21 protein-coding genes and 1 pseudogene are annotated in these 25508 nt (G+C 70.4%); 9 read left to right on the top strand and 13 right to left on the bottom strand.

The annotated features are described in order from the left end of the window. Positions 1-13 precede the first annotated feature (13 nt). Positions 14-655, bottom strand: a complete 642-nt coding sequence (locus tag ACIPC1_RS07235) for a response regulator (protein WP_402514084.1) — start codon at positions 653-655, stop codon at positions 14-16. Next, positions 652-1875, bottom strand: a complete 1224-nt coding sequence (locus ACIPC1_RS07230; RefSeq protein ID WP_402514082.1) for a sensor histidine kinase — start codon at positions 1873-1875, stop codon at positions 652-654. Before ACIPC1_RS07230 ends, ACIPC1_RS07235 begins: the two co-directional genes overlap by 4 nt. Positions 1876-2027: 152 nt before the next feature. Between ACIPC1_RS07230 and ACIPC1_RS07225 the strand changes: the two are divergent. Further along, positions 2028-2564: pseudogene (locus ACIPC1_RS07225) on the top strand (hypothetical protein); the annotation flags it as partial. On the opposite strand, the gene ACIPC1_RS07220 reads toward ACIPC1_RS07225, so the two are convergent. Continuing rightward, positions 2559-3131, bottom strand: coding sequence for a cob(I)yrinic acid a,c-diamide adenosyltransferase (locus tag ACIPC1_RS07220; protein ID WP_402514080.1), 573 nt, complete (start codon positions 3129-3131; stop codon positions 2559-2561). The pseudogene ACIPC1_RS07225 and the gene ACIPC1_RS07220 sit on opposite strands and share 6 nt — an antisense overlap. A 552-nt stretch (positions 3132-3683) precedes the next feature. On the opposite strand from ACIPC1_RS07220, the gene ACIPC1_RS07215 reads away from it, so the two are divergent. The 3 genes from ACIPC1_RS07215 (at position 3684) to ACIPC1_RS07205 (ending at position 7790) form a co-directional block, all read left to right on the top strand. Beyond that, the gene (locus tag ACIPC1_RS07215; RefSeq protein WP_402514077.1) at positions 3684-4532 is read left to right on the top strand and encodes a 3-hydroxyacyl-CoA dehydrogenase family protein; all 849 of its coding nucleotides are present in this window, start codon (positions 3684-3686) and stop codon (positions 4530-4532) included. A 175-nt stretch (positions 4533-4707) separates the two neighbouring features. Continuing rightward, positions 4708-5031 carry an STAS domain-containing protein gene (locus tag ACIPC1_RS07210; protein ID WP_020136551.1) on the top strand — a complete coding sequence of 108 codons (324 nt, stop codon included), beginning with the start codon at positions 4708-4710 and terminating at the stop codon, positions 5029-5031. Positions 5032-5282: 251 nt separating this feature from the next. Then, positions 5283-7790: an ATP-binding protein gene (locus ACIPC1_RS07205; protein ID WP_402514075.1), complete on the top strand. Its 2508-nt coding sequence runs from the start codon at positions 5283-5285 to the stop codon at positions 7788-7790. Between the two features lie 59 nt (positions 7791-7849). Here the strand turns inward: ACIPC1_RS07205 and nucS are convergent, their stop codons facing one another. Further along, positions 7850-8521, bottom strand: a complete 672-nt coding sequence (gene nucS, locus ACIPC1_RS07200) for an endonuclease NucS (protein WP_402514072.1) — start codon at positions 8519-8521, stop codon at positions 7850-7852. Positions 8522-8764: 243 nt separating this feature from the next. Here nucS and ACIPC1_RS07195 point away from each other — a divergent pair, with 243 nt between their 5' ends. Then, positions 8765-9157 (top strand): SCO5389 family protein, encoded by a 393-nt coding sequence (locus ACIPC1_RS07195; protein WP_384390034.1) that lies wholly within the window; start codon positions 8765-8767, stop codon positions 9155-9157. Between the two features lie 132 nt (positions 9158-9289). On the opposite strand, the gene ACIPC1_RS07190 is transcribed toward ACIPC1_RS07195, so the two are convergent. Further along, on the bottom strand, positions 9290-10318 hold the full coding sequence (locus ACIPC1_RS07190; RefSeq protein ID WP_402514069.1) for an LLM class flavin-dependent oxidoreductase: 1029 nt from the start codon (positions 10316-10318) through the stop codon (positions 9290-9292). Positions 10319-10541: 223 nt separating this feature from the next. On the opposite strand from ACIPC1_RS07190, the gene ACIPC1_RS07185 reads away from it, so the two are divergent. Beyond that, a complete protein-coding gene (locus ACIPC1_RS07185) occupies positions 10542-10874 on the top strand; it encodes an ATP/GTP-binding protein (protein WP_384390040.1) in 333 nt (110 codons plus the stop codon). Positions 10875-10942: 68 nt separating this feature from the next. On the opposite strand, the gene ACIPC1_RS07180 is transcribed toward ACIPC1_RS07185, so the two are convergent. The 3 genes from ACIPC1_RS07180 to ACIPC1_RS07170 form a co-directional block, all read right to left on the bottom strand. Continuing rightward, positions 10943-11779 (bottom strand): ABC transporter permease, encoded by an 837-nt coding sequence (locus ACIPC1_RS07180; protein ID WP_402514068.1) that lies wholly within the window; start codon positions 11777-11779, stop codon positions 10943-10945. Continuing rightward, positions 11776-13017: an ABC transporter ATP-binding protein gene (locus ACIPC1_RS07175; RefSeq protein ID WP_402514064.1), complete on the bottom strand. Its 1242-nt coding sequence runs from the start codon at positions 13015-13017 to the stop codon at positions 11776-11778. The genes ACIPC1_RS07180 and ACIPC1_RS07175 overlap by 4 nt, the downstream gene beginning before the upstream one ends. A gap of 253 nt (positions 13018-13270) precedes the next feature. Next, entirely contained in the window at positions 13271-14152 is an 882-nt protein-coding gene (locus ACIPC1_RS07170) for a hypothetical protein (RefSeq protein ID WP_402514062.1), read from the bottom strand. A 171-nt stretch (positions 14153-14323) separates the two neighbouring features. Here ACIPC1_RS07170 and ACIPC1_RS07165 point away from each other — a divergent pair, with 171 nt between their 5' ends. Further along, entirely contained in the window at positions 14324-15427 is a 1104-nt protein-coding gene (locus ACIPC1_RS07165) for a hypothetical protein (protein WP_402514060.1), read from the top strand. Here ACIPC1_RS07165 and ACIPC1_RS07160 read toward each other — a convergent pair. The 5 genes from ACIPC1_RS07160 to mce all read right to left on the bottom strand — a co-directional run bounded on the left by ACIPC1_RS07160 (position 15408) and on the right by mce (position 23040). Beyond that, positions 15408-16178 carry an ABC transporter permease gene (locus ACIPC1_RS07160; RefSeq protein WP_402514058.1) on the bottom strand — a complete coding sequence of 257 codons (771 nt, stop codon included), beginning with the start codon at positions 16176-16178 and terminating at the stop codon, positions 15408-15410. The two genes, ACIPC1_RS07165 and ACIPC1_RS07160, sit on opposite strands and share 20 nt — an antisense overlap. A gap of 2 nt (positions 16179-16180) precedes the next feature. Then, a complete protein-coding gene (locus tag ACIPC1_RS07155; RefSeq protein WP_402514055.1) occupies positions 16181-17182 on the bottom strand; it encodes an ABC transporter ATP-binding protein in 1002 nt (333 codons plus the stop codon). Between the two features lie 208 nt (positions 17183-17390). Next, positions 17391-18326 carry a cellulose-binding protein gene (locus tag ACIPC1_RS07150; RefSeq protein WP_384390060.1) on the bottom strand — a complete coding sequence of 312 codons (936 nt, stop codon included), beginning with the start codon at positions 18324-18326 and terminating at the stop codon, positions 17391-17393. Between the two features lie 183 nt (positions 18327-18509). Further along, positions 18510-22358 (bottom strand): polarized growth protein Scy, encoded by a 3849-nt coding sequence (gene scy / locus ACIPC1_RS07145; protein ID WP_402514053.1) that lies wholly within the window; start codon positions 22356-22358, stop codon positions 18510-18512. Between the two features lie 241 nt (positions 22359-22599). After that, on the bottom strand, positions 22600-23040 hold the full coding sequence (gene mce / locus ACIPC1_RS07140; protein WP_402514051.1) for a methylmalonyl-CoA epimerase: 441 nt from the start codon (positions 23038-23040) through the stop codon (positions 22600-22602). A 146-nt stretch (positions 23041-23186) separates the two neighbouring features. On the opposite strand from mce, the gene ACIPC1_RS07135 reads away from it, so the two are divergent. Both ACIPC1_RS07135 and meaB read left to right on the top strand, forming a co-directional pair. Further along, positions 23187-24389 (top strand): acetyl-CoA C-acetyltransferase, encoded by a 1203-nt coding sequence (locus ACIPC1_RS07135; protein ID WP_402514049.1) that lies wholly within the window; start codon positions 23187-23189, stop codon positions 24387-24389. 53 nt (positions 24390-24442) lie between these two features. Continuing rightward, entirely contained in the window at positions 24443-25399 is a 957-nt protein-coding gene (gene meaB, locus ACIPC1_RS07130; RefSeq protein ID WP_402514047.1) for a methylmalonyl Co-A mutase-associated GTPase MeaB, read from the top strand. Positions 25400-25508: the final 109 nt, after the last annotated feature.

Genomic DNA, 25508 nt, shown 5'->3' with positions numbered 1-25508 from the left:
GCGAGGTTACTTGTTACACGCCCAACTCCTGAGCCAGCACCGCCGCTTGGACCCGGCTGCGGAGCCCCAGCTTAGCCAGGAGGCGGCTGACGTGGGTCTTCACGGTCGCCTCGGCCATCTTGAGACGGGTGGCAATCTCCGCGTTGGACAGCCCCTCGCCGAGGCAGCAGAGCACCTCGCGCTCCCGCCGGGTGAGGGCTTCGAGGACCGCCGGGTCGGCCTCCGGCCCCCGTACGGGCTTCGCGGCGAACTCGGCGATCAGCCGACGGGTCACCGTGGGGGAGATGAGCCCCTCGCCCCGCGCGACCGTGCGGACCGCTTCGAGGAGGTCGCGCGCCTCGGTGTTCTTCAGCAGGAACCCGGCGGCGCCCGCGCGCAGCGCCCCGAAGACGTACTCGTCGAGGTCGAAGGTGGTGAGGACGAGTACGTCGGCCAGCTGCTCGTCGACGACCTGGCGGGTGGCCGAGACACCGTCGAGCCGGGGCATCTGGACGTCCATCAGGACCAGATCCGGCCGGAGTCGACGGGCGAGCGCGACCGCCTGCTCACCGTCCGCGGCCTCGCCGACCACCTCGATGTCGGGCGCGCTGCGCAGGATGAGGACGAGTCCGGCCCGTACGGCGGCCTGGTCCTCGGCGACGAGCACGCGGATCATTCGCTTCCTCCATGGGTGCGCTGATTGCTCTGGGTTCCCTGAGTTCCTTGGGCGATCGGCAGGGTGGCCCGTACCGTCCAGACCTTGGTACCGCCCGAGTCCTCGGGGCCCGCCTCGAACCTGCCGTCCAGTAGGGCGACCCGCTCCTCCATGCCGATCAGACCGGCCCCCGAGCCGGGTGCGCGTGGCCCGTCCCGGTCGCCGCACGGGCTGGTCACCCGCACGGCGAGGGAGCCGTCGAGCTGGGCCACGGTGACGGTCACGCGGCCGGGAGAGGCGTGCTTGAGGGCGTTGGTCAGGGACTCCTGGACGATCCGGTACGCGGCGAGTTCGACCGGGGCGGGGAGCCTGGCCTCGTGGGAGGCGTCCAGGGTGACGTCGAGCCCGTTGGTGCGGGCGCCCGTCGTCAGCGCTTCGAGACCGTCCAGGGTGGGAGCGGCGGACGGCTCCAGGTCGCCGCTCTCGTCGCGCAGGATCCCGATCAGCCGGCGCATCTCGGCGAGCCCCTCGACGCTGTTCTCGCGGATCACGGCGAGCGCGTCCTGCGAGGTCTTCGGGTCGTCGAGGGAGAGCGCGGCCGTGGAGTGGATGGCGATCGCGGAGAGGTGGTTGGCGACCATGTCGTGCAACTCCCGCGCCATCCGGGCACGTTCGGCCGTGACCGCCTGGGCCCGGTCGATCCCGGCGAGCAGGGCGGTCTGTTCGGCACGCAGGCGCTCCGCGACGGCGGCGTCACGGTGGTTGCGGACGATCCAGCCGGTCGCGGCGGGCGTCAGCGCCACCAGGCCTACGCCCACCCCGACCAGCAGAGCCTCCGGCGCGTGCCAGACCGCGACGGGTACGACCGTGGCGGCCACGGTGATCAGCCCGGTGATCCAGAGGATGCGCCGGGCGGCGGCCGCGTGACCGTAGAGCACCGCCGCGTACATGAGGTCGGTGAACATCAGGACGGTGGCCAGGCTGCCGCGCGTGAAGAGGTCGACGGTCACCGCGACCGTGCCGATCAGCAGGGCCGTACGCGGCTTGGTCCGGCGCAGCAGCTCGCAGCCTGCCGTCACGACGAGCGGCAGGAGCAGCACGCGGCTGTCGGGCCACAGGACGATCGGCTCGTCCGCAGGCCGGACGCCGAGGCCGACGGCGTACAGGAGGAGTCCGCCGAGCAGGCCGGAGAGCGCGATCCGCACGTCGTCTCGATGGGGGCGGGGGAGTCGTACGGCCATGACTCCATCCAACACGGCGGATGTGCGCGGCGCCTGACCCCCGGGGACGGTCCGCGGCTACATCGAAAGATGCAGCGCGACTTCGTCAATGGCGACGACGATCCGGGCGGGGCCCGACGGGAGCCTTGAAGGGTGACCGAAGGGAGCCGAACGTGATCGTCACGTTGATCATCGTCTGCGAGGCGGCCTTCTGGGTGCTGCTGGCCCTGGGCCTGGCCGTCCGTTACCTGCTGAAGTGGCGCCGTACGAGCGTGGTGCTGCTGCTCTGCGAGCCCGTCCTTGAACTGGTCCTCTTCGTCGTGACGGCGATCGACCTGAGGAACGGCGCCGAGCCGAGCTGGGAACACGGCCTGGCGGCGCTCTACATCGGCTTCACCGTGGCGTACGGCCACTCCACGATCCGCCGGCTCGACGGCCACGCCGCCCACCGTCTGGCCGGGGCTCCACGCCCGTCGAAGCCCCCGCGTTACGGAGTGGCGCGCGCCCGCCACGAGGGCAGGCTGTGGCTCCGTACGGTCCTGATGGCGGCGGTCGCCTGCGCGCTGCTCCAGGCCGCGATCTGGTACGTCGGCGACGGCGACACCTCGTCGCTGCGGTCCTTCCAGTGGATCTCGCTCAGGACCGCCGGCATCCACGGCGTCATCGCGCTGACGTACACCATCTGGCCGAAGAAACCGCCGGAGTCAGCGCTCCCCGCCCGGGACCCAGAGCACGTCCCCGACCTCCTTGTTCGCCGTCCTGGCAAGGATGAAGAGCAGGTCCGACAGCCGGTTGAGATAGGTCGCGGTGAGCGGGTTCATGACCTCCCCGTGGACCTCCAGCGCCGTCCACGTTGACCGCTCGGCCCGTCGTACGACCGTGCACGCCTGGTGCAGCAGAGCCGCGCCGGGCGTGCCGCCGGGCAGGATGAAGGAGCGGAGCTTCTCCAACCGCTCGTTGAAGCGGTCGCAGTCCGCCTCCAGCTTGTCGATGTAGAACTGCTCGACCCGCAGCGGCGGGTACTCGGGCTCCTCGACCACCGGCGTCGCCAGGTCCGCGCCGACATCGAACAGGTCGTTCTGCACGCGGGTGAGGACGGTGACGACCTCCGCTTCGAGCCCGCCGAGCGCGACCGCCGTCCCGACCACCGCGTTCGCCTCGTTGGTGTCCGCGTACGCGGAGATCCGCAGGTCGGTCTTGGCGACCCGGCTCATGTCGCCGAGAGCGGTGGTGCCCTGGTCGCCGGTCCTGGTGTAGATGCGCGTCAGATTGACCATGGGGCCCAATTTACCTGCGCACTCTCCGTGTTCGATCCCGTGCGATTGTTCTTGCTTCGCACCGGTGTCCTGATCTCGGGAATGGTGTGAGGGAGACGGGGTGACCTTCCGCTGGTCCCGGCCCGCCGGTGGGGCGGTGAAATCGGCCACCACGACCCGTGACGGCAGACACTGGTACGTCAGCTTCATCGCCTCTGGCGCGGCTGAGCGTTACCGGAGGCTTCAGCAACAGCATGTCCGGACTCGAAAGGGGTCCAAGTGTTCGCACTCCGGCCCGCGGGCATACGGGTCACAGGGCGTGGAGACCTCGGCGTGAGCCGGTCCGTGAAGCGCCAACCAGCGTGAATCCGCAAGGAATTGGCGCTCCGACCACGGAGGTCGGAATTCTCTCGGTCTCGGCCGCGAGGAGGATCGCCAAGTCCGTCCGTCGAGACGTGACCACCGTCTCACGCCGTGAGACGTGACACGCATTACTAAGCCGTCATCCAGGCCCTCGTGAGCGCTAGGGTCCGCCGGAGAGGCAACTTGAACAGCGTGTTAAGGGGAGTCGGAGTGGCACGGAAGCTCGCCGTCATCGGGGCCGGACTCATGGGGTCCGGTATCGCCCAGGTCTCCGCGCAGGCGGGCTGGGACGTCGTCCTGCGCGATGTCACCGACGAGGCGCTGAAGCGTGGCATCGACGGCATCAGGACCTCGTACGACAGGTTCGTCAGCAAGGGCAAGTTGGAAGCCGCGGACGCGGACGCGGCGCTGGCCCGCATCTCGGTCACCACCGATCTGGAAGCCGCCGCGGACGCCGACATCGTCGTCGAGGCGGTCTTCGAGAAGCTGGAGGTCAAGCACGAGATCTTCCGGACGCTCGACAGGATCGTCCGCGAGGACACGGTGCTCGCCTCCAACACCTCCGCGATCCCGATCACGAAGATCGCGGCGGCGACCGAACACCCGGAGCGGGTCGTCGGCGTGCACTTCTTCTCGCCGGTGCCGATGATGCAGCTCGTCGAGCTGGTCCGCGGCTACAAGACGAGCGACGAAACCCTCGCCACCGCGCGGGAGTTCGCCGAGTCCGTCGGCAAGACCTGCATCGTCGTCAACCGTGACGTGGCCGGCTTCGTGACGACCCGTCTCATCTCGGCACTCGTCGTCGAGGCGACCAAGCTGTACGAGTCGGGCGTGGCCAGTGCCGAGGACATCGACCTCGCCTGCCGGCTGGGCTTCGGCCACGCGATGGGACCCCTGGCCACCGCCGACCTCACGGGCGTCGACATCCTGCTGCACGCCACCGGCAACATCTACACCGAGACCCAGGACGAGAAGTTCGCGCCGCCCGAGCTGATGCGCCGGATGGTTGACGCCGGTGACATCGGGCGCAAGAGCGGGCAGGGCTTCTACAAGCACTGAAGATCAAGTACCACCCGTCTGCGTTCACCACTGAAACCGCACGTGCCTCTGGGGCATCACCCCTTGAGGTGAATTCGGTATCGGTTCGCTTACAAGCAGCAACCACACTGCCCTTCGGGCAGTCAGACGGGGCAAGGCAGACGCGGAGTACGAGAAGCACTCTCGGGGAGCGCATATGTACATCAGGGGCGACCACGCCGAGCTGGTCGTCGGGGGCCGCCTCGACGTACGCAGCGCGGCGGACGCCCGCACGGTCCTGCACTCGGCCGTCGACGACGGAGCCGGCGACCTGGTGCTCGACCTGTCCGAGCTGGACTCCTGGGACGCCACCGGACTCGGTGTCATCATGGGGGCCCACCGACGCGCCGGGCGGTGCGGCCGACGGCTCGTACTGCGCGACGTTCCACCGCAGATGCAGCGCCTCCTCGTGGCCACCCGGCTGCACCGGATCCTGGCGATCGAGGGCGGCATCGGCGTGGAGTCACTGCCCCGGGTGTGAGCCGCGCAACGGTACGTACGGCATCACGCGCACAATCCTCACGAAGCTGTGACGTCTCGGACGGCGCGGTACCCCGGCCGTTCGTAGATACTGTGCGAAGGTTTAGGGTTCGCGTGCCTGCTGACTGAAACCCTGGAGCAGGCACCGGACCAGAAGCGACAGCGCAGTGTGCGGCAAGGCCGGGAGGGGCCCGAGTGCGCCGGAAGTCCGGCGACACCACCCGCACACGACGCTTTTGGGGGGCTTGGAACATGGACCCGAACAACCGCGGACCCGAAGAGTACGGCCATGACGACGACGGCCAGGCGCCTCGCTCGCGCCCGCCGCGCGAACCGCTCACGACCGACTTCGGGCATCACACACCGGCGCTCGCCCGCACGGTTCAGCTCGTCTCGGGCGACTTCCTGCTCACGGTCAACCCCGTCGACGGCAGCGAGATAGAAGCCTGCCCGCCGGGTGAGCGGCCATCGCGGCCGGTGAAGTACAGCGCGGCGGACCGCGCCGACCTGAGCCGCGCGACCCAGCCGCCGATCCCGCCGGGCCCGGCCCAGCCACGCCTGCCGCTCCTGGAGCGCCAGGAGGAGCGCGAGCGGCTCGTACGCCTCCTCGCGCGCGGGCGCTCGGTACGGCTCACCGGAGCCGCGGGCTCGGGCCGCAGCAGCCTGCTCGACGCCGTCGCCGACGACTGCGCGGACCTCGCACCGGACGGTGTCGTACGCCTGTCCGGATACCGGCGCACGGCGAACGATGTGCTCCACGACCTCTTCGGCGCCGTCTACGAAGCGCCCCTGTACCGGCCGCAACGGGACGAACTGCTCCGCCTCGTCAACGAGATCGGCGCGGTCGTCGTCCTTGACGACGCGGAGTTCGGCGGTGCCGCGCTCGACGAACTGCTCGACGCCACCCCCGAGTGCGCCTTCGTGATCGCCGCGACACCCGACGTGCCCGCGCCGACCGCCGACTCCCTCCTGGAAGAGGTGTTCCTCGGCGGCCTCGACCGCAGTGGCGGCCTCGAACTCCTGGAGCGGGCCGTCGGACGCGTGCTGACCGAGGAGGAGTCGAACTGGGCGGGCGACCTCTGGTTCGAGTCCGAAGGACTGCCGCTGCGCTTCATGCAGGCAGGGGCGCTGCTGCGGCAGCGCGACCAGCTGAGCGCCAGTGCGGGCGCCGTCGACGAGTTCGGCGTCTTCCAGGACGTGCCGGTCGACGCCGCCTTCGACGCGGCCGACCACGACCAGGTACCGCTTCCCTCGCTCGCCGAGGGCGCCGCGCCCGCCTCGCTGCTCGCGTCCCGGCTCAGTGAGTCGGCGCGCGCCACCCTGCGGTTCGCGATCGCGCTGGGCGGCGAGGTGCCGCATCAGGCGCATCTGCCCGCGCTCGTCGGAGACACCCACGCGGATGCCGCGCTCGCCGAACTGGCGGGCTGCGCGCTGGTCTCTCCGGTCGGCTCCCGCTACCGGCTCGCGGCCGGTGTGCAGGCCCAGCTGGAGGCCGCCGGATATGCGGACCGCGCCGAGGAGCAGGCGCTCGCGGCGGCCCGGCACTACACCTGGTGGGCCGGGCACCCCTCGGTGACCCCGGAGCGGGTCTGCGCCGAGGCCGACGCCCTGCTCGCCGCGCTCACCGTCCTGGTCCCGCTCACCGCGCCCCCGCTCGACGAGCAGGACGAGACCACCGCCGTACAGCTGGCCCGTACGGCGGCGCCCGCGTTCGCCGGCGGTCTGCACTGGAGCGCCTGGGAGCGCGCGCTGCGCTCCGGCGCCGAGGCCTCCAAGCTCTCCGGCGAGGTATCCGAACAGGCCTACTTCCACCACGAGTTGGGCATCCTCGCGCTCTGCGGCGGCCAGCTTGACCGGGCCCGCGCCGAGCTGGAGGCCTCCATCGGGCTGCGCGGCGCCCTCGCCGACAAGCGCGGCACGGTCGCGGGCCGCCGCGCCCTCGCCCTGGTCACCGACCGCTCCGGAGCCGCCGTGTACGGCGCCGGCACGGCGGCCGGTGAGGAGGTGTCCGAGTCGCGGTACGAGGAGTCGGCGTCGCCTCCGGGTGGCGTACCGGCAGCCTTCCTCGCCGAACAGCCGGGCGAGCCCTCGACGTTGGTCACGCGCCGCCCCGGACCGGGCCCCGACCACAAGCGCGCCGGCATCGCGAGCCGACTGGTGAGCGGCACCCGGCGCAACCTGGTGGCCGCGGGCGCGGGCGTTCTGCTCGTCGCGGTCCTGGGCACCGTGGTGACGCTCGGCGCGACCTCGGACGGCAACACCGGAGCCCCGGCCGAGCAGGTCGGCGTCAACCCGTCGGCCAGTCAGGGCACCGACGACGACAGCCTGGGCGCGGACAAGGCGAAGAAGGGCGACAGCGATTCCGGTACGGGATCCGTGAGTACGCCGACGGATCCGGGCCCCGACGGAACGTACGGGACGTCGGACGACCCGACGCCGCCGGAGACGGGGCAGCCGTCGGACAACCCGAGCGGCACGCAGGGCACCAGCAGCCCTTCGGCGTCGCCGTCCAAGTCGCCCACGAAGTCGCCGACGGGCAAGCCGTCGACGAGCCCGAAGCCCTCGGACAGCTCGTCTCCCGGGTCGCCGTCGCCGTCGGACAGCACCAGTCCGTTGCCCTCGGACTCGCCCACCACGCCCACCACGCCGACTACTTCGGACTCCGCCGGCGGCCCCACCTCCAGCGCCCCGGAGACCGTCATCAGCAGCGCCCCCGCGAGCAGCAGTGAGGCCGCGTCGCCCAGCGCCCCGGTGATCTGAGGCACGGAGCACGCGAGAGGGCCGGGTCCGAAGACGGACCCGGCCCTCTCGGCTTGCGCTCAGAACAGGCGCAGTTTGTCGTCCTCGATGCCCCGGAGGGCGTTGTAGTCCAGGACCGTGCAGCCGATGCCGCGGTCGGTGGCGAGGACGCGGGCCTGCGGCTTGATCTCCTGGGCGGCGAAGACACCGCGGACCGGCGCGAGGTGCGGGTCGCGGTTCAACAGCTCCAGATAGCGCGTCAGTTGCTCCACACCGTCGATCTCACCGCGCCGCTTGATCTCGATGGCGACGGTCTGGCCCGCGGCATCACGGCACAGGATGTCGACGGGCCCGATGGCCGTCATGTACTCGCGGCGGATGAGCGAGTAGCCCTCGCCGAGGGTCTCGATGCGGTCCGCGAGGAGCTCCTGAAGGTGCGCTTCCACGCCGTCCTTGATCAGGCCGGGGTCTACACCGAGTTCGTGCGAGGAATCGTGGAGGATCTCCTCCATCGTGATGATGAGTTTCTCGCCCGCCTTGTTGATGACGGTCCAGACGCCCTCCTCGTCCCCCGAACCCTCCTTCAGAGTGCAGGGCGGCGACATCCAGTTGAGGGGCTTGTAGGCCCGGTCGTCCGCGTGGATCGAGACGCTGCCGTCCGCCTTCACGAGGATGAGGCGAGGGGCTGACGGGAGATGGGCGGTGAGCCGGCCCGCGTAGTCGACGGAGCAGCGGGCAATGACGAGACGCATGGTCCGCAACGCTACTCGACAGGCAGTGGTCCACGCGATTCGCCCTGGAAGACGCCTGTTCGGTCGTGGCTGATTGTGTGCCTAGTGAGAGTTCGCTATGTGCGCATTCTCCTGGTGCCGTCACCGTACGTTGCTTACCGTATAAACAGGAGGTCGCGATGCGTGTACTCAGCGTGTTCGATATCGCGAACTCCCTTCCCTGTCCGGCAACCCCCGAGGTCTGGGGGTGCGAGAGGAGAACTCATGTCGCTCGACGTCTCACCGGCCCTACTCGAACAGGCCGAGCGAGGCGAGGTCGACGAAGCTGAATTCGTCGACTGCGTCCGGACCTCCCTGCCCTACGCATGGGAGATGATCAGCTCCCTGGTGGCCCAGCTGAAGGTGGACGGCGGGAACTTCGCCGACAACCAGACGCCCCCGCCGGACGAGCAGGCGCGTGGCCAGCTGCTGCGTGCGCTTGCGAGTGACGCGATACGCGGCGCGCTGCAGCGGCACTTCGGAGTGCGGCTTGCCTTCCAGAACTGCCACCGGGTGGCGGTGTTTCCGCTGGACGTCTCAGTGGACGACACGCTGGCACGATTCACCTCGGTCCGCAGCCAACTGCTGAACCAGTCGCCGGAGTTCCGGGACTGCTGACGCGGTAGCCGCATTGCTTGCCGCCCCGTACGCGGGAGGTGTTTCTGTACGGGGCGGCAAGCCCCCGCGCATCCGGCTCGTCGACCGGCCCGTACCGGGCCCGTCGGTACCCGGGTGCCGGCCTCCGGGCGGTCACCGGAGCTGGGGGAGTACCTCGGCGCCCAGCCGTCGTACGTTCTCCTCGGTGGCTGCCAGATCCCCCGAACCCTCCACGAGCAGGGCGAAGCGTGAGATGCCGGTGCGTTCCGAGGTCGCCGCCAGCCGGTCGGCGCACAGCCGGGGGGTGCCCACCGGGTGCAGCCCGCAGAGCAGTTCGGTGTACGCCAGGGGGTCCCGCATCACACGGGCGCGGTCGTCGACCGTCACATGGGCGTCAAGCCCCTGCTTCAGCCAGCCCGGCATCGACTTGAGGAGCGTCTCGACGGCGTCGGTGCGGCGGTCCGCGATCTGGCAGACCCCGGCCGACACATGCGCCGCCGTGGCGATCTCGTCGGCGGGCCGTCCGGCCACCCGCGCGAACTGCCGCCACAGGGCCACCATTTCGGCTTTCTCCTCGTCCCCGACGTGCATTCCGAGGAGCATCGGCAGCCCGCGCTCGGCCGCGAGCCGTACGCTCGAAGGCGAGGTGCAGGCGACGATCACCTCGGGGCCCGGCGCGCCGTTCAGCGCCTCCGACGGCCTGGGTACGACGGCGACTTCACGGAAATCGAAGCGCTCCCCGGTGCCCGCGACGGACGGTTCGCGCAGCCAGCGCATCAGCAGTTCGAGCGATTCCGGGAACCCGTGCTCGTACGCCGTGAGACCCGAGCCGAAGACCTCCAGGTCGACCCAGGGGCCACCGCGCCCCACGCCCAGCGAGAACCGTCCGCCGGACGCCACATGCAGCAGCGCCGCCTGCTCGCCGAGGGCCACCGGGTGCACGGTGGGCAGCACGCTCACCGCGGTGCCGACGCGGATCCGCTGCGTACGGCCGAGCAGCAGGGCCGCCAGGGTGATCGCCGACGGGCAGGTGCCGTACGGCACGAAGTGGTGCTCGGCCAGCCAGACCGAGTCGAGTCCGGCCTCCTCGGCGACCTCGGCCGATCGCACCGCGCGGTGCAGGGCCTCCCCCTGGCCCTGACCCGGGAACTGGGCCGCCAGTACAAAACTTCCAACGCGCATCGTACTTTTCCTGCTTCCTTGGCTCCGACGCGGAGCTCCCCCACTCGGCATAACCGCCCGACACGTGCCGAAGACACGGCCTCTCGGAGAGATTTGCGGATTGTCTGCAAAATCGGCCGAAGGGAGGGCGTTCTGTGGGGGTTGGTGGAGTACGCGTACCCCTGTGTGTGCCGCGTAGGCTGGACTTGGCCCCTGCTCCCTGTATAGCTCCGTGAGGTGTCCTGTGTCCCCGCGTCGCAACCGTCCGAAGGGCGTCGGCTCGTCCGGCCCGAGCCCGTCCCCGGACGACGGCGGCCGCTACGGCGGCTTTCAGTCCACGGAGAGCTGGCAGGGCGAGGAATGGAGCGTGCGCCATGTCGCGGGCGCGAGTGCCGAGGGCAAGACCTACCGTTGCCCGGGCTGCGACCAGATGATCCCCTCCGGCATCCCGCACGTGGTGGCCTGGCCGGAGCACTCGGGCGTCGACGACCGCCGCCACTGGCACAAGTCCTGCTGGAACGCCAAGGACCGCCGCACCTCGCGGGTGCAGCGGTCCCGTAACGCGCCCAGATTCTAGGCTTCACACATCCCGGCCACACATCCCGGCCACACATCCCGGCCACACATCCGGGTCGTACGTCCGGGTCAGACGTCCCGGCGTTCGAGAAGCGCGAACGCGCCGGCGATCGCCGCCGCCGTCAACGCGGCGAGCAGGCCGAGCTGCGGGCCGCCCGTGCCGTCGTTGTCCAGGTGGAAGATCTTGGCGAGGGCGTTGGGAGCGTTGTACTCCAGCATCTTGTCGCCGATCGTCCGCAGGCTCTCGGACATGAAGAGGAACGCGGGCATGATCGCGGGCACCAGGACGAGGCCGAGCATCGCGGTGATCGCGCCGGCCGAGTGACGGAGCATCGAGCCGACCGCGAGGGCGAGGGTGCCGAGCAGCGAGACGTACAGCGAGCCCATCACCACCGTGCCGCCCCAGGAGACCTCCGAGGAGCCACCGTGCACCCCGGAGGTGAACAGGCCGACGATGCCGATCGCGAAGGCCGACACGACGAACGCCACGACGAAGAAGATGATCAGCTTCGCGGTGAGGACCCGGTGGCGCTGCGGCGAGGCCGTGAACGTCGTACGGATCATGCCCGTGCCGTACTCGGACGAGACCACCAGGACACCCAGGGTGATCAGGCAGATCTGCCCGAGGATCAGACCGAAGAAGGCCGGGATCGTGTACGGGACGTCGCCGAAGTCCTCGTCGGTGGTCTGGATGGCGACCAGGAAGCCGATGCCGACGACCAGGAGCAGGAAGACACCGAGCGTCCACATCGTGGAGCGCACCGACTTGATCTTCGTCCACTCGGAGGCGAGCGCGTGCCCCAGGTGAGTGGGCGTGACCGGGATCGGTGAGGTGTACGAACTGCCGTGCGGCGCCTGCCACTCGGGTGCGGCCTGCTGCGGCATCGGGGGCTGGGGCGTGCTCATCGGGCGTCCTCGGGCTTGGTCAGGTCGGGGGCGGCGGCCGGCGCTGCGGGAGCCTGGGGCGCGGCCTGGGCGTAAGGGTTCGCGGCCGGGGCACCGGGGGCACCCGGAGCGCCGTACGGGCCCGGCTGAGGCGCGCCGGGAGCGGCCGGGGCGCCGTACGGTCCCGGCTGCGGGGCGCCCTGCGGCATCGCGAACGGCTGTCCGCCCTGCTGGGGCGACGGCGGCGCGTACCAGCCGGGCTGGCCCTGACCGGGCACCGGCATCTGCGGCGGCCGCATCGCGCCCGGCGGCAGCTCCTGTTGGAGCCCGGCCTTCTGGTCGACGGTCGAGCGGTAGTCGACGGCGCCCTGTGTCATCCGCATGTACGCCTCCTCCAGCGAGGCCTGGTGCGGCGACAGCTCCCACAGCCGTACGTCGGCGGAGTGCGCGAGGTCGCTGATCTGCGGCAGCCGCAGGCCCATCACGCGCAGCGCGCCGTCCTGCTCGGGCAGCACCTGGCCGCCCGCCTCGGTCAGTGCGGCGGTCAGCTTCTCGCGCTGCTGCGGCTCGGTGTCCGGGGTGCGGACCCGGGCGAAGTCGGCCGAGTTGTGCGAGATGAAGTCCTTGATGTTGCTGTCCGCGAGCAGTTGTCCGCGGCCGATCACGATCAGGTGGTCGGCGGTCAGCGCCATCTCGCTCATCAGGTGCGAGGAGACGAAGACCGTACGGCCTTCCGCGGCGAGGGACTTCATCAGGTTGCGGACCCAGAGGATGCCCTCGGGGTCGAGGCCGTTGACCGGCTCGTCGAAGAGCAGCACCTGTGGGTCGCCGAGCAGCGCGGCCGCGATGCCGAGCCGCTGGCCCATGCCGAGCGAGAAGCCCTTGGAGCGTTTTCTGGCCACCTCCTGGAGGCCCACCACACCCAGGACCTCGTCCACGCGGCGGGCCGGGATGCCGGACAGCTGGGCGAGGCAGAGGAGGTGGTTGCGGGCGTGCCGGCCGCCGTGCACGGCCTTGGCGTCGAGGAGCGCGCCGACCTGGCGGGGTGCGTTCGGCAGCTTGCGGTAGGGGAAGCCGCCGATCGTCACCTGCCCGGAGCTGGGGTTGTCGAGGCCGAGGATCATCCGCATCGTCGTCGACTTGCCCGAGCCGTTGGGCCCGAGGAAGCCGGTGACGGCACCCGGCCTCACCTGGAAGGAAAGGTTGTACACGGCTGTCTTGGCGCCATAGCGCTTCGTCAGGCCGACTGCCTCGATCATGCTCCGCACCCATCGAAAGGTTCTGGACGTCTCGGACGTCGGGGCACACGCCCCCGTAAGGGTTAGGAGGATATCGGTGCGCTGACGGTTCCCATCAAAAGAAAGTAAAACAGTGCAGGTCAAACCGTTTTCTTGACAGGTACGCGTCTGGCCTGGTCAGAGGCGGAAACGGAATCTCCCGGTGCTGAAACGGAATGGATCGGGCCGGTTGCGAAGGAAGCGCCGGGCCCGCGTCACCGACTGATCAGAACCGCTACGGAAGCGAGTCGTGCAGCGGCGGCAGGTCGTCGTACAGCCGCAGCTCGGCCGATTCGTCGACGTACGGCAGGAAGTCGGTCTGCGGAAGCACCCAGCCCTCCTTGCCGAAGAGCAGCGTGCCCTGCTCGCGCAGGGAAGGGTCGGCTCCGGCGCGCCGGACCCACGTCGCCGGGTCGGGCCCGAGCAGCTCACGCAGCCGGGCGGAGTCGGCGAGCAGCGCCGCCAGCAGCGCGGACTGGTCGCCGCCGCCGGGGCGAGGCCGGCCGGTCACCGGGTCGGCGAGCACGCCGTGTGCGCTGAAGTAGATGTACGCGGCGCCGAGCCGTTCCCCGGACGGCATGGTCATCTCGAAGGCGTCGCCCGGGAGTATCGCCCGCCGGTAGTCCGGGAACTCGGTGTCGTCCACCGCCTTGAGCTGCGTCGAGTCCAGCCAGGTGACGACGAGCGTGGCCGACGCGTCCCGGTCGACGTACGGCGTTCCCGCCACGTATCCCGCGGGGCTGATGTGCCCGGAGCAGCCGACGCCGATGCCGCGCACCCCTACCGGCACCATCGGCACGGTCGCCGGAATGCCCAGCCGGGTGAGTTTGTGGGCGACCTGGCCGGGGGAGGCGTTCGAGCCGACGGCGATGACCGGGTGGCGGCGCCCGGTGGCGACCTGGCCGAGGCCGGCGAGGGCCTCGTCGAGGCGTTGTGACTCCTCCCGCTCCTCCACGTACCACTCGCCGAGCCGCAGCGGCCGTACGCCGAGATGGAGCAGCTCGCCCCCGGTCAGCAGGGACGGTTCGGTGGTGGGGCGGCCCGGATATGTGAGCGGCTGCTTGGCGGGGACGTCGTCCAGGCCCAGCGCTCGGAGGCTTCGGTCCTTCGTCGTCACGGTGACGCCCTTCGGGGGTGGTCGCGCGATACAGGCACAGCTTTCCACGCGAGGTCTACCCGGGACGGGCCCAGGTCTCGCCCACCTGAATGGGGTTGGCCGGAACGGACACCGGGAATCATGCCGTCTCATTGTACGAGTGGGGACGAAGTCTGTTACGGGGTATGTGAGTTGAGCTTGTTGAGAAGTGGGCAGCGCCGCTGGGGGCGGGCGGGGCGCGACCGGACGCATCCGCGCTTCCGTACGTCTGTTCGCTGGTGGATCGCCGGACGCACCGTCCACGCCCTGCTCCTGATGACGCTGGGTGCGCTGGCCGGCCTTTCCGTCGCCGTCGCGGCGCTGTGGACGGTGACGGAGCACTCGCCGCGGTCGATGGCGGATCGCTTCTCGGACAAGGAGCGGCTCTTCGACCTCAGCCTCACGGTGCTGCGCGCCTGCGTCGGGACCGACAACCTCGAACCCGAGGTGGACAGCACCGCGCACCAACTGCTCGCCACACTCGCCTCGGTCACCGGGGCGATGGTGCCCGCGGTACTCCTCGGGATCGTGCTCATCAAGCTGTTCGCGCTGCGGCCGTTCGTCTGGCGGCGGCGGGCCAGCGTCTCGCAGGCCTGGACCGCCGACTTTCCCGGCTACTCGCGGGACCACGCGGACAGCGAGGACGCGATCATCGCCGTCCGCTTCTACAACCGCTTCGACAACCTCTCGGTGGTGGACCTGCGGGCCCGTGTCCACCTGCGCTATCTGGAGCGGTCGCCGCACGACGGCAGCCTGGTCATCTACAAGCAGTGGCTGAAGGTGCTGGACGCGAACGGGGAACTCGCCGAGGAGCGGTCCTGGCTGGCGGTCGAGCGCGGGGCGCCCTTCACCGTGTGGATACCGGTGGACGCGCCGGTGGCCGAGCTGCCGTTCCGGCACATCCAGGGCAAGGACCTGTCCGGGTCGTACGGCGTGAAGCTGCTCGTGCGGCTGACGGCGCGGACCGTGGGTCTGGGTACCGAGGTCGCCGACGAGCGCTGGTTCGACCTGGCGGGCGGCGACTTCGAACTCGGCCGCTTCGTGCCGCTCCAGCCGGACCTGGACAAGGACGTGTGGCGCTGGGAGGGGTGGACGGACTTCGACGGGGTGCTGGAGTCCCGGCCGGATGGCCAGAACTCCTTGGGGCCCTCCCGCCCGGATGCCGAGGGCGCCGTGCATCCGTCCGGCCCGGACGCCGAGGACCCCGTGCGTCCGTCCGGCCCGGAAGGCGCGAGCCCTACGCGTCCCGCTTCTTGAGCAGGACATACCCCCCGATGACGGCCACCGCCACCCACGCCACCATGATCGCGAGGCCGCCCCAGGGGCCGTACGGAGTGTCGTCGTCGATCGGGGTCACGACCTGCATGATCTTGCTGCCGGCCTGGTCGGGGAGGTACTGGCCGATCTTCTTGGTGGCGGAGACGTTGCCGAGGATGTTGGAGATCAGGAAGAAGAACGGCATCAGGATGCCGAGGGAGAGCATCGGGCTGCGCAGCATCGTCGCGACGCCCATCGAGAAGACGGCGATGAGTGTCATGTAGAGGCCGCCGCCGATGACGGCGCGCAGTACGCCGGGATCGCCGATCGACGCCTTGTGCGAGCCGAGCATCGCCTGGCCGAGGAAGAAGGCGACGAAGCTGGTGATGATGCCGACGACGAAGGAGAGGACCGTCGCCACCGCGATCTTGCTGAAGAGGAATGTGCCGCGCCGCGGGACGGCCGCGAGTGAGGTGCGGATCATGCCGGTGCTGTACTCGTTCGAGACGACGAGCACCCCGAACACGATCATCGCGAGCTGACCGAGACTCATGCCCGCGAAGCTGATGAAGGTCGGGTCGAAGGACAGCTTGTCGTTCTCGCTCAGATTGTCGAAGTCGTTCTTCGACAGGAGCGAGATCAGAACGCCGAGGGCGATCGTGACGACCGCGGCGAGACCGAGCGTCCAGACGGTGGATGCGACCGAGCGGATCTTGGTCCACTCGGACTGGAGGACCTGCGTCGCCGCCATGGTCAGCCCCTCTTCCAGTCGTCGCCCCATTGCTGCTGGGGTGGTGGCGGGGTTCCCAGGTGCGGAGCGTCCAGGAGAGCGGCGTCCGGGTGCGGGGTGTCCGAGTGGGCGTGGTACTCCACCGACTCCGCGGTCAGCTGCATGAACGCCTCTTCCAGGGATGCCCGTTGGGGACTGAGTTCGTGCAGCACGATCTGGTGCTGTGCGGCCAGCTCCCCGAGGTGCTCCGGCTTGGAGCCGTCCACCTCCAGCGTGCCGCCGCCCGTCTCGACGACGGTGATTCCGGCGCCGTGCAGCAGGTCGAGGAAGCGCTCGCGCTGGGGAGTGCGGATCCGGACGTACGACCGTGAGTTCTGCTGGATGAAGTCCGCCATGGAGGTGTCGGCGAGCAGCCGGCCCTGGCCGATGACGACCAGGTGGTCGGCGGTCAGCGCCATCTCGCTCATCAGGTGACTCGACACGAAGACCGTACGGCCCTGTGCCGCGAGGGACTTCATGAGGTTGCGGATCCAGTGGATGCCCTCGGGGTCGAGCCCGTTGACCGGCTCGTCGAACATCAGGATCCGCGGGTCGCCGAGCAGTGCGCCCGCGATACCGAGCCGCTGGCCCATGCCGAGCGAGAACCCCTTGGCCTTCTTCCTGGCGACGGCGGTCAGCCCGACCGTGTCGAGGACCTCGTGGACCCGCGCCTTGGGGATGCCGTTGCTCTGCGCGAGGCAGAGAAGGTGGTTGAAGGCGCTGCGGCCGCCGTGCATGGCCTTGGCGTCGAGGAGGGCGCCGATGTACTTCAGCGGTTCCTTGAGGCCGTCGTAGTGCTGCCCGTCGATCCGCACATCGCCCGCGGTGGGCCGGTCGAGCCCGAGCATCATCCGCATGGTCGTGGACTTGCCGGCGCCGTTGGGGCCGAGGAAGCCCGTCACGATCCCCGGTCTGACGGCGAAGGTGAGGTTGTTGACCGCCACCTTGTCGCCGTACCGCTTGGTCAGCCCCTCGAGCTCGATCATGCGGCCACGCTAAGACGGGCGTTGCCGCAGTGCCACTTGGGCGAGCGGGTCTTTGCCGCATGTTCACCGATCCCCGGCCGGCGCGTCGGTGCGGGTACGACGACGGCCCGCGCTGCCGGGATGTGGGTGCGGGTACGACGACGGCCCGCATCCTCAGTCTCGGGAGTGCGGGCCGTCGTCGTACGAGCAACTGCCGGGATGCCGGGAACTACCGGGACTGCTGAGCCGGGACCCCACGCGAGATCGGCTCGTCATCGGCCGGCGAGGTGGCGGCAGCCACCGCGGCGCCCGTGAGCGTCGCGAGCATCTCGCGGACGTTCGTGAGCTGGGCGTTGATCGAGTCGCGGCGGTTCGTCAGAGCCGCCAGCTCGCGCTCGGATTCCGAGCGGATGCGGTCGGCCTTGGCGTTCGCGTCGGCCACGATGTCCTCGGCCTGGCGCTGCGCCGTCTCCACCGTCTGGCGGGCGCGGCGCTCGGCGTCCGTGCGCAGCTTCTCCGCCTCCAGGCGGAGCTGCTCCGCGCGGTGCTCGATCTCCGCGAGACGCTTCTCGGCCTTGGCCTGACGGGAAGCCAGGTCACGCTCGGACTGCTCGCGCCGCTTGGCGAGGTTCGTCTCGAAGTCGGCGGCGGCCTGGGCGGCCTTCGCACGGGTCTCCTCGAAGAGGGCGTCCGCCTCCTCGCGCTTGGACTGTGCGTCCTTCGTCGCCTCCTGACGCAGCTGCGAGGCGTCGCCCTTGGCCTTCTCAAGGATCCGGACGCCCTCGTCCTCCGCCTTGGCCTTGCGGTCTGCAGCGAACGATTCTGCGTCGTTGCGGACCTGCTGGGCCGCCGACTCGGCGAGCTCGCGGTGCTGCTCGGAAGCGCGCCGGGCCTCCTCTCGCAGATCCTTCGCCTCCTCCTCGGCGAGGCGGAGGATCTTCTCGACACGCGCGCCGAGACCGGCGTACGACGGCTCTGCGTCGCTGACCTGGGCCTGGGCGTTCTGCGTTTCGAGGTGGAGCTCCTCGATGCGCTTTTCAAGAGCAGTGATACGGGCCAGAGCGCTGTCACGGTCGGAGACGAGCTTCGAAATGCGTTCGTCCACCTGAGCGCGGTCGTACCCACGCCGCACAAGCTCGAAGCCGTAGGGGGAAGTGTCGCTCATGGGGTTCCTGTCGAATGAGACCGGTGAGGTGATAGGGGGAATCCTAGGGGTCAAAGCGGTGTGTCATCGAGCGGATACGTGTTTGATCTGGAGAATGACACTCCTTTTGGGTGGCTACCCGTCGGAGCGCTTGCCAGACCCGGTGTCAAAGGTCCCTACAAAGCATGGAATCGACGCCTATGGCTAGCCCTCTGACGTCTTGCCACCCGAACGAGTCGCACCGGCGGCAGCCCCTGCCTTGACGGCACCGTCCTTGTTGCCCGACGGGGCCTCAAAGGATTCCAACGCCTCCAGCACGTCCTGGACACGGGAGATCTCCGCATTGATGTCCGCCCGCCGCCGCACCAGCACTTCGAGCTCGCGCTTGCCCTCCTCGACCGTGCGCCGCGCCTCCTGCTCGGCGTCGGCCTTGATCTTCTGAGCCTCGGCGACGAGCGAGTTCTTCTTCTGCTCGGCCTCCTTGAGGAGCCCCTCCGCCTTGCGTACGGCGGCGATCCGCACCTTGCTCGCCTCGGAATTGGCCTCCGACACCAGGTCCTTGGCCTTCGCCTCGGCCTTGGCGAGGGACTCCTCGGCGGCCTTGATGAGCGCGTCGCACCGGTCGCCCGCCGCCCGCATCGTCTCGGCCGACTCGTGGCGGGCCCGCGCGTGCAGCGACTCGATCTCGGTGGTGATCCGGTCGCGCAGCTCCTCCGCACGCTCCCTGATCGCGGTCGCGTCCCGGCGCGCGCCGACCAACAGCTCGTCGGCGTCCGTACGGGCCCGCTCCACCCGGGAGTTGCCCTCGATCGTCGCCTCGGAGACCAGCCGCTCCGCTTCGCTGCGGGCCGCGCCGACCATGCTGTCGGCCTGCTCCTCGGCGTCCGCCGTGGTCTTCTGCGCGGTCTGCTGGGACTCCGAGAGCAGCTTGTCGGCCTCCGACGCCGTCTCCGAGATGAGCGTGTCGACCTGCTCGGCCGCCTCGGAGCGCCGCTTGTTGGCCTCCTTGCGTGCCTCGTCCGTCGTCCGCTCCGCCTCTTCGCGCGCGGCCGACGTGACCCGCTCCGCCTCCGCCTCCGCCTCGGCCTTGAGGCGCTCCGCCTCGGCGCGGACCCGCTCGCTGTGCTGCTGCGCGGAGCCGACCGTCGCCGCGGCCTCGGCGCGCAGCCGCTCCGCGTCCCCGGTCGCGTCCGAGATGAGGTGCTCGGCCTTGGCCACCGATTCCGCGCGGACCCGCTCGGCCTCGGCGTTCGTCTCCACCGTGAGCCGCTCCGCCTCGGACCGCGCCTCGTTGATCAGCGTGTCCGCCTGCGTGGCGGCGTCCGAACGGATCCGGTTCGCGTCCTCGCGAGCCTCGCCCCGCGTACGTGAGGCGTCCTGCTCGGCGTTGGCGATGGCGTCGGACGCCTCGGTGCGGACGCGCTGGGAGTGCTCGGCGGCCTCCGAACGCAGTCGCTCGGATTCGGCGATCGCCTCCGAAACCGTGTGCTCCGCCAGCGACTTGGCGGCCTCCGACGACTCGGACGCCTCCCGCCGCACACGGCCCGCGTCCTCGCTGGCCCGCTCGCGCTCCGCGTAGGCGTCGGCGCGGACCCGGTCGGCCTCCGCCTGTGCCTCGGTCCGTACCCGGTCCGCCGCATGCTCGGCGGCGGACCTGAGACCGGTGATCTCCTCCTGAGCCTGCTCGTGCAGCCCGGCGACCGAGTCGCGCACCTGCTGCGCGGTCTGCTCGGCGTTCGAGACCATCTCGGTCGCGCGCCGGTCGGCCTCCTCGACCAGCCGTACGGCCTCGGCCTGGGCCTCCTCCACCCGCTTGCGAGCGGAAGCGAGCAGTTCCTCGCTCTGCTCGCGGGCCCGCTCGCGCTCCTGGTCGGCCTCCTGGCGCGCCGAACCGAGCAGCTCCTCGGCCTCGCGGCGCCGCCGCTGGGACTCCTCCTGCGCGGCGGCCAGCGCCTCGGCGGCCTCGACCGCCAGCCGCTCGGCCGCGGCCTGTGCCTCCGCCCGTACCCGGTCCGCGCTGTCCTGCGCCTCCGACTTCAGCCGCTCGGCCTCCGCCGCGGCGTCCGAACGCAGTCGTACGGCGATGTTCTCGCCCTCGGCCCGAGACGTGGACGCGTCCGCCGCGGCCTCGTCGCGCAGCCGCTCGGCCTCCGCCTCGGCCTGTGCCTGGAGCGTACGGATCCGCTCGGCGGACTCCGAACGCAGCCGGTCCGTCTCCTCCGCGGCCTCACGGCGCAGCCGCTCGGCCTCCGCGCGGGCCTCGCCCAGCGCCTGCTCCGCCGAGGTGACCCGCTGCTCGGCCTCGGTGTGCAGCCGGGCCAGCCCCTCGGCGGCCTCCTCGCGGCGGGCCGCTATGGCCCGCTCGGTCTCCTCGCGCAACGCCTGAGCGGCCCGCTCGGCGTCCGCCTTGACGCCCTCGGCCTGCTCCTCGGCCTCCGTCCGGTGCCGCTCGGCCTCCGTGCGGGTGCGTTCCAGGGTCTCCTCGGCCTGCCGGCGCAAGGTCGTGGCGCGCTCGATGGCCTCGGTGCGCACCCGCTGGCTGTCGGTCGTGGCGACCGACCGCTGCTCGTCGGCGTCCGCCTTGGCCTTGGCGAGCAGCTCCTCGGCGGTCTTGGCCGCCTCCTCGATCTGCTGGACGGCCTCGCGCCTGGCCTCGCTGCGGATCCGCTCGCCCTCGGCGTTGGCGTCGCCGCGCAGCTGCTCGGCCTCGCCGCGCAGCCGGCGCGCCTCCTCCTGGAGCTCGACCGTCTTGGCGCGGTACTCCTTGGTGTCGTCCTTCGCCGTGCCCTTGAGCTGCTCGGCGATGTCGTGCGCCTCGGCACGCAGCCGGTCCGCCTCGGCCTCGGCCTTGCTGCGGATCCGCTCGGCCTCCTCGGTGGCGGCCTTGGTGGTCGACTTGGCTTCCTCGGACGCCCTGTTCAGGACGTCCTCGGCGGTACGGGCCGCCTTGGCGAGCTGGGACGCGGTCTCCTCGGCGGTGAGACTGCGCGCGTTCTCCTCGGCCTCCGCGACGATCTTCTCGGCCTTGGCCTTGGCCTCCGCGACGACCTGCTCGGCGTCCGCCTTGGTGGTCTCGGCCTCCTGACTGGCCTCGTTGACCAGCCGGGCGACCTGCTCCTTCGCCGTCCGGGTGCGCTGCTCGTTCGTCGACTCGGCGGTGGCCAGGGCCTTGGCCGCGGCCTCCTTCGCCTCGGCGACGGTCTTCTCCGCCTCGGCCCGCGCCTCGCGCAGCGCCGCCTCCGCCTCGGCCGCGCGCTGCTCGGCGGTCCGGCTCAGCTCGGTGGCCTGACGGCGGGCGGAGTCCGACTCGGTCGCCGTGGAGCTGCGCAGCTGCTCGGCGTGGTCGGTGGCCTCCTGGGCCTGGGTGGACGCCGCGTTCAGCAGCCGCTCGGCGTCCGTGCGGGCCCGGCGCAGCAGCGCCTCGGCCTCGGCACGGGCCGACTCGGCGTCGGCGTTCAGCCGCTGGCGGGCCTCGGCGGCGACCCGCTCGGCCTCCGCACGGGCCGCGGCCAGCGCCTGGTCGGCCTCGGTACGCGACTCCTCCAGAAGCCGGCGGGCCTGCTGCTCGGTGCGGGAGCGCAGCTGCTCCGCCCACGCCACGTTCTCGTTGACGTGCGACTCGACGGTCTGCCGGCGCTCGCCCAGCTCCTGGTCCAGCTGCTGGCGGCGGGTGACCGCCTCCTGGTGCAGCTCCGCCTGGAGGCGGGCGGCCTGCTCGGCGTGCTCCTGGAGGATGCGCTGGGTCTGCGCGCGGGCCTGGCTCATCTCGCGCTCGGCGTCCGCGCGCAACTGGTCGGCCTGGCTCTGCGCATTACGAAGGAGCTGCTCGGCCTGGTAGCCGAGGTCACCGCCGTCATAGGCAGGCCGGGTCGCCAGACTGCGGCGCGCCTCGTGCAGCTTGGCGCGCAGCACCTCGACTTGATAGCCGAGGTCCTCGGCGTGCTGGACGGCCTTCTCCCGCTCGGTCTTCAGCCGCTCCATCTCGGCCTCGAACCGAGAGAGGTGGTCGACGTCAGCCGCCGGCTCTCGCTCCTGGCGTTCGTAGCCCCGCACTGCGCGGTCCCATCCGTCCCCTGGTCGCAAGTCTCTCCAAACGAGCTCCGTCCATCCGCCGAACGGTGCCCCCGGGGAATGGTGTCAGATCACCGGCGGAGCATGGGCCGCTGCCCCGACGCTCGTCCCGCCTGTCCCCCGAAAACCTGGACCCCGGCCCTCGAATCCCCATGAGAAGGACCCGGACCGCCCCGCTGAGGCGGCGGCCGTCCCCAACCCTACCGGCCCATATGTACGAGGGTCAGTGCTCAGGTGACTCAACAGGCGCCGAAGTCACCAGTTCTGTCAGGACGCCATGGCAATCCTTTGGATGCAGGAACGTGATCCGGGAGCCCATCGACCCGGTCCGCGGCTCGTCGTACAGCACGCGTACGCCCTTGTCCTTGATGTCGGCCGCATCGGCGTCCACGTCCGCGGTGCCGAAAGCGATGTGGTGGACGCCCTCACCGTTCTTCGCCAGCCACTTCGCGACGGTGGAGTCCTCACGGGTGGGTTCGAGCAGCTGGAGGTAGGAAGCACCGCCGTCGGAGGTCCCGTTGATCCTGATCATGGCCTCCCGGACACCCTGCTCCTCGTTGACCTCGGAGTGGAAGACCTCGAAGCCGTACGTGGCCCGGTAGAACTCGACGGTCTTGTCGAGGTCGAAACAGGCGATCCCAATGTGGTCGATTCGCGTCAGCATGGAGTCAGTGCAGCGCTCCTGAGGCGGTTACGCAACGTGCGCGCGATCACACTCCACGCCGGATGACGGGTGGCCTACCGCTCAGTACATTCAAAGTAAACCCTCGTTCACTCCTCAGCTGTGCAGCTGAAAGGGGATCGCACCTCATGTCAGGAACGAACAGCAGTACCTCGGTGATCGTCGCGGGCGCCCGTACGCCCATGGGACGGTTGCTGGGCTCGCTGAAGTCCTTTTCCGGGGCAGACCTCGGTGGCTTCGCGATCAAGGCCGCCCTCGACCGTGCGGGTATCGGCGGCGACCAGGTGCAGTACGTGATCATGGGCCAGGTGCTCCAGGCCGGGGCAGGGCAGATCCCGGCACGCCAGGCCGCGGTCAAGGCGGGCATCCCGATGAGCGTCCCGGCGCTCACCATCAACAAGGTGTGCCTCTCGGGCCTCGACGCCATCGCACTCGCCGACCAGCTCATCCGTGCAGGTGAGTTCGAGATCGTCGTCGCGGGCGGCCAGGAATCCATGACGAACGCGCCCCACCTCCTCCCGAAGTCCCGCGACGGCTACAAGTACGGCGCGATCGAGATGCTCGACGCCATGGCGTACGACGGCCTCACCGACGCCTTCGAGAACGTCGCCATGGGTGAGTCGACGGAGAAGCACAACACCCGGCTCGGCATCGTCCGCCCCGAACAGGACGCGGTGGCGGCCCTCTCGCACCAGCGCGCGGCCGCCGCCCAGAAGGACGGCATCTTCGCGGCGGAGATCACGCCGGTGGAGATTCCGCAGCGCAAGGGCGAGCCCGTCGTCTTCAGCGAGGACGAGGGCATCCGCGCCGAGACGACGGTGGAGTCGCTGGGCAAGCTGCGCCCGGCCTTCACCAAGGACGGCACGATCACCGCCGGCACCTCGTCCCAGATCTCGGACGGCGCCGCCGCCGTCGTCGTCATGAGCAAGGCGAAGGCGCTGGAGCTGGGCCTTGAGTGGATCGCCGAGATCGGCGCCCACGGGAACGTCGCAGGGCCGGACAACTCCCTCCAGTCGCAGCCCTCCAACGCCATCCTGCACGCCCTGAAGAAGGAGGGCCTGGACGTCTCGGACCTCGACCTGATCGAGATCAACGAGGCCTTCGCGGCGGTCGCCGTGCAGTCAATGAAGGACCTCGGGGTGTCCACCGACAAGGTGAACGTCAACGGCGGAGCCATTGCCCTGGGTCACCCGATCGGGATGTCCGGCGCGCGGCTCGTCCTGCACCTCGCCCTCGAACTGAAGCGGCGGGGCGGTGGAGTGGGCGCCGCCGCGCTGTGCGGTGGCGGCGGGCAGGGTGACGCGCTGATCGTGCGGGTACCCAAGAGCTGACACACGCTTTTCGCCTTCGCCCTTTTCGCCCACCCTTAGTGAACGGAGCTGTGATGGAGGACGTCGCCTCGCTGGTGGCCCAGGCCAGAGAAGGCCGGCCGCGAGCCGTGGCCAGGCTGATCTCCCTGGTGGAGGGAGCGTCCGAGCAGCTTCGCGAGGTGATGGCGGCGTTGGCACCGCTCGCCGGGAACGCGTACGTCGTCGGCCTCACGGGGTCGCCGGGCGTGGGCAAGTCGACGGCCACGTCGGCGCTCGTGACCGCGTACCGCAAGCAGGGCAGGCGGGTCGGCGTCCTCGCCGTCGACCCGTCCTCGCCGTTCTCCGGAGGCGCGCTGCTCGGCGACCGCGTGCGGATGTCCGAGCACGCCTCCGACCCCGGGGTGTACATCCGCTCCATGGCGACCCGGGGCCACCTCGGCGGACTCGCCTGGTCGGCACCCCAGGCGATCCGTGTCCTGGACGCCGCGGGCTGTGACGTGATCCTGGTCGAGACGGTCGGCGTCGGCCAGTCCGAGGTCGAGATCGCGTCCCAGGCCGACACGTCCGTGGTGCTCCTCGCACCCGGCATGGGTGACGGCATCCAGGCGGCCAAGGCCGGAATCCTGGAGATCGGCGACCTGTACGTCGTCAACAAGGCCGACCGGGACGGGGCCGACGCCACCGCCCGCGAACTGAACCACATGCTCGGCCTCGGCGAGTCCCGTGGCCCCGGTGACTGGCGCCCGCCGATCGTCAAGACCGTCGCCGCGCGGGGCGAGGGGATCGACGAGGTCGTCGAGGCGCTGGAGAAGCACCGGGCGTGGATGGAGGAGCACGGGGTGCTCATCGAGCGGCGCCGTGCCCGGGCCTCCAAGGAGGTCGAGACGATCGCCGTGACGGCCCTGCGCCAACGCATCGGCGACCTCCACGGGGACCGCCGCCTCAGCGCGCTCGCAGAGCGGATCGTGGCGGGAGAGCTGGATCCCTACCGGGCGGCGGATTCGCTGGTGGAGGGGTTGCGGGAGGGCTGAGGTCTGGGGGTTTTCAAACGCCGGACGGGCTGAAAACCTCTAGCCTCTCCGGCGTTTGAGGAGCGGGGGTTTGGGGGCGGAGCCTCCAAGTGACGGGAATGGGTAGGGG

This window comes from Streptomyces sp. NPDC087263 (assembly GCF_044744645.1).
Taxonomy (GTDB): domain Bacteria; phylum Actinomycetota; class Actinomycetes; order Streptomycetales; family Streptomycetaceae; genus Streptomyces.
The sequence above is the reverse complement of the archived record's forward strand: the minus strand, read 5'-3'. Positions and strand labels throughout refer to the sequence as shown.

Excerpts from the sequence above, each read along its gene's own strand:
- ACIPC1_RS07135 (WP_402514049.1), top strand. The coding sequence starts at position 23,187 with ATGTCAGGAACGAACAGCAGTACCTCGGTGATCGTCGCGGGCGCCCGT.
- ACIPC1_RS07155 (WP_402514055.1), bottom strand. The coding sequence starts at position 17,182 with ATGATCGAGCTCGAGGGGCTGACCAAGCGGTACGGCGACAAGGTGGCG.
- ACIPC1_RS07205 (WP_402514075.1), top strand. The coding sequence starts at position 5,283 with ATGGACCCGAACAACCGCGGACCCGAAGAGTACGGCCATGACGACGAC.
- nucS (WP_402514072.1), bottom strand. The coding sequence starts at position 8,521 with ATGCGTCTCGTCATTGCCCGCTGCTCCGTCGACTACGCGGGCCGGCTC.
- mce (WP_402514051.1), bottom strand. The coding sequence starts at position 23,040 with ATGCTGACGCGAATCGACCACATTGGGATCGCCTGTTTCGACCTCGAC.
- ACIPC1_RS07175 (WP_402514064.1), bottom strand. The coding sequence starts at position 13,017 with ATGATCGAGGCAGTCGGCCTGACGAAGCGCTATGGCGCCAAGACAGCC.
- ACIPC1_RS07235 (WP_402514084.1), bottom strand. The coding sequence starts at position 655 with ATGATCCGCGTGCTCGTCGCCGAGGACCAGGCCGCCGTACGGGCCGGA.
- ACIPC1_RS07210 (WP_020136551.1), top strand. The coding sequence starts at position 4,708 with ATGTACATCAGGGGCGACCACGCCGAGCTGGTCGTCGGGGGCCGCCTC.
- ACIPC1_RS07190 (WP_402514069.1), bottom strand. The coding sequence starts at position 10,318 with ATGCGCGTTGGAAGTTTTGTACTGGCGGCCCAGTTCCCGGGTCAGGGC.
- meaB (WP_402514047.1), top strand. The coding sequence starts at position 24,443 with ATGGAGGACGTCGCCTCGCTGGTGGCCCAGGCCAGAGAAGGCCGGCCG.
- ACIPC1_RS07180 (WP_402514068.1), bottom strand. The coding sequence starts at position 11,779 with ATGAGCACGCCCCAGCCCCCGATGCCGCAGCAGGCCGCACCCGAGTGG.
- ACIPC1_RS07160 (WP_402514058.1), bottom strand. The coding sequence starts at position 16,178 with ATGGCGGCGACGCAGGTCCTCCAGTCCGAGTGGACCAAGATCCGCTCG.
- ACIPC1_RS07220 (WP_402514080.1), bottom strand. The coding sequence starts at position 3,131 with ATGGTCAATCTGACGCGCATCTACACCAGGACCGGCGACCAGGGCACC.
- ACIPC1_RS07150 (WP_384390060.1), bottom strand. The coding sequence starts at position 18,326 with ATGAGCGACACTTCCCCCTACGGCTTCGAGCTTGTGCGGCGTGGGTAC.
- ACIPC1_RS07195 (WP_384390034.1), top strand. The coding sequence starts at position 8,765 with ATGTCGCTCGACGTCTCACCGGCCCTACTCGAACAGGCCGAGCGAGGC.
- ACIPC1_RS07230 (WP_402514082.1), bottom strand. The coding sequence starts at position 1,875 with ATGGCCGTACGACTCCCCCGCCCCCATCGAGACGACGTGCGGATCGCG.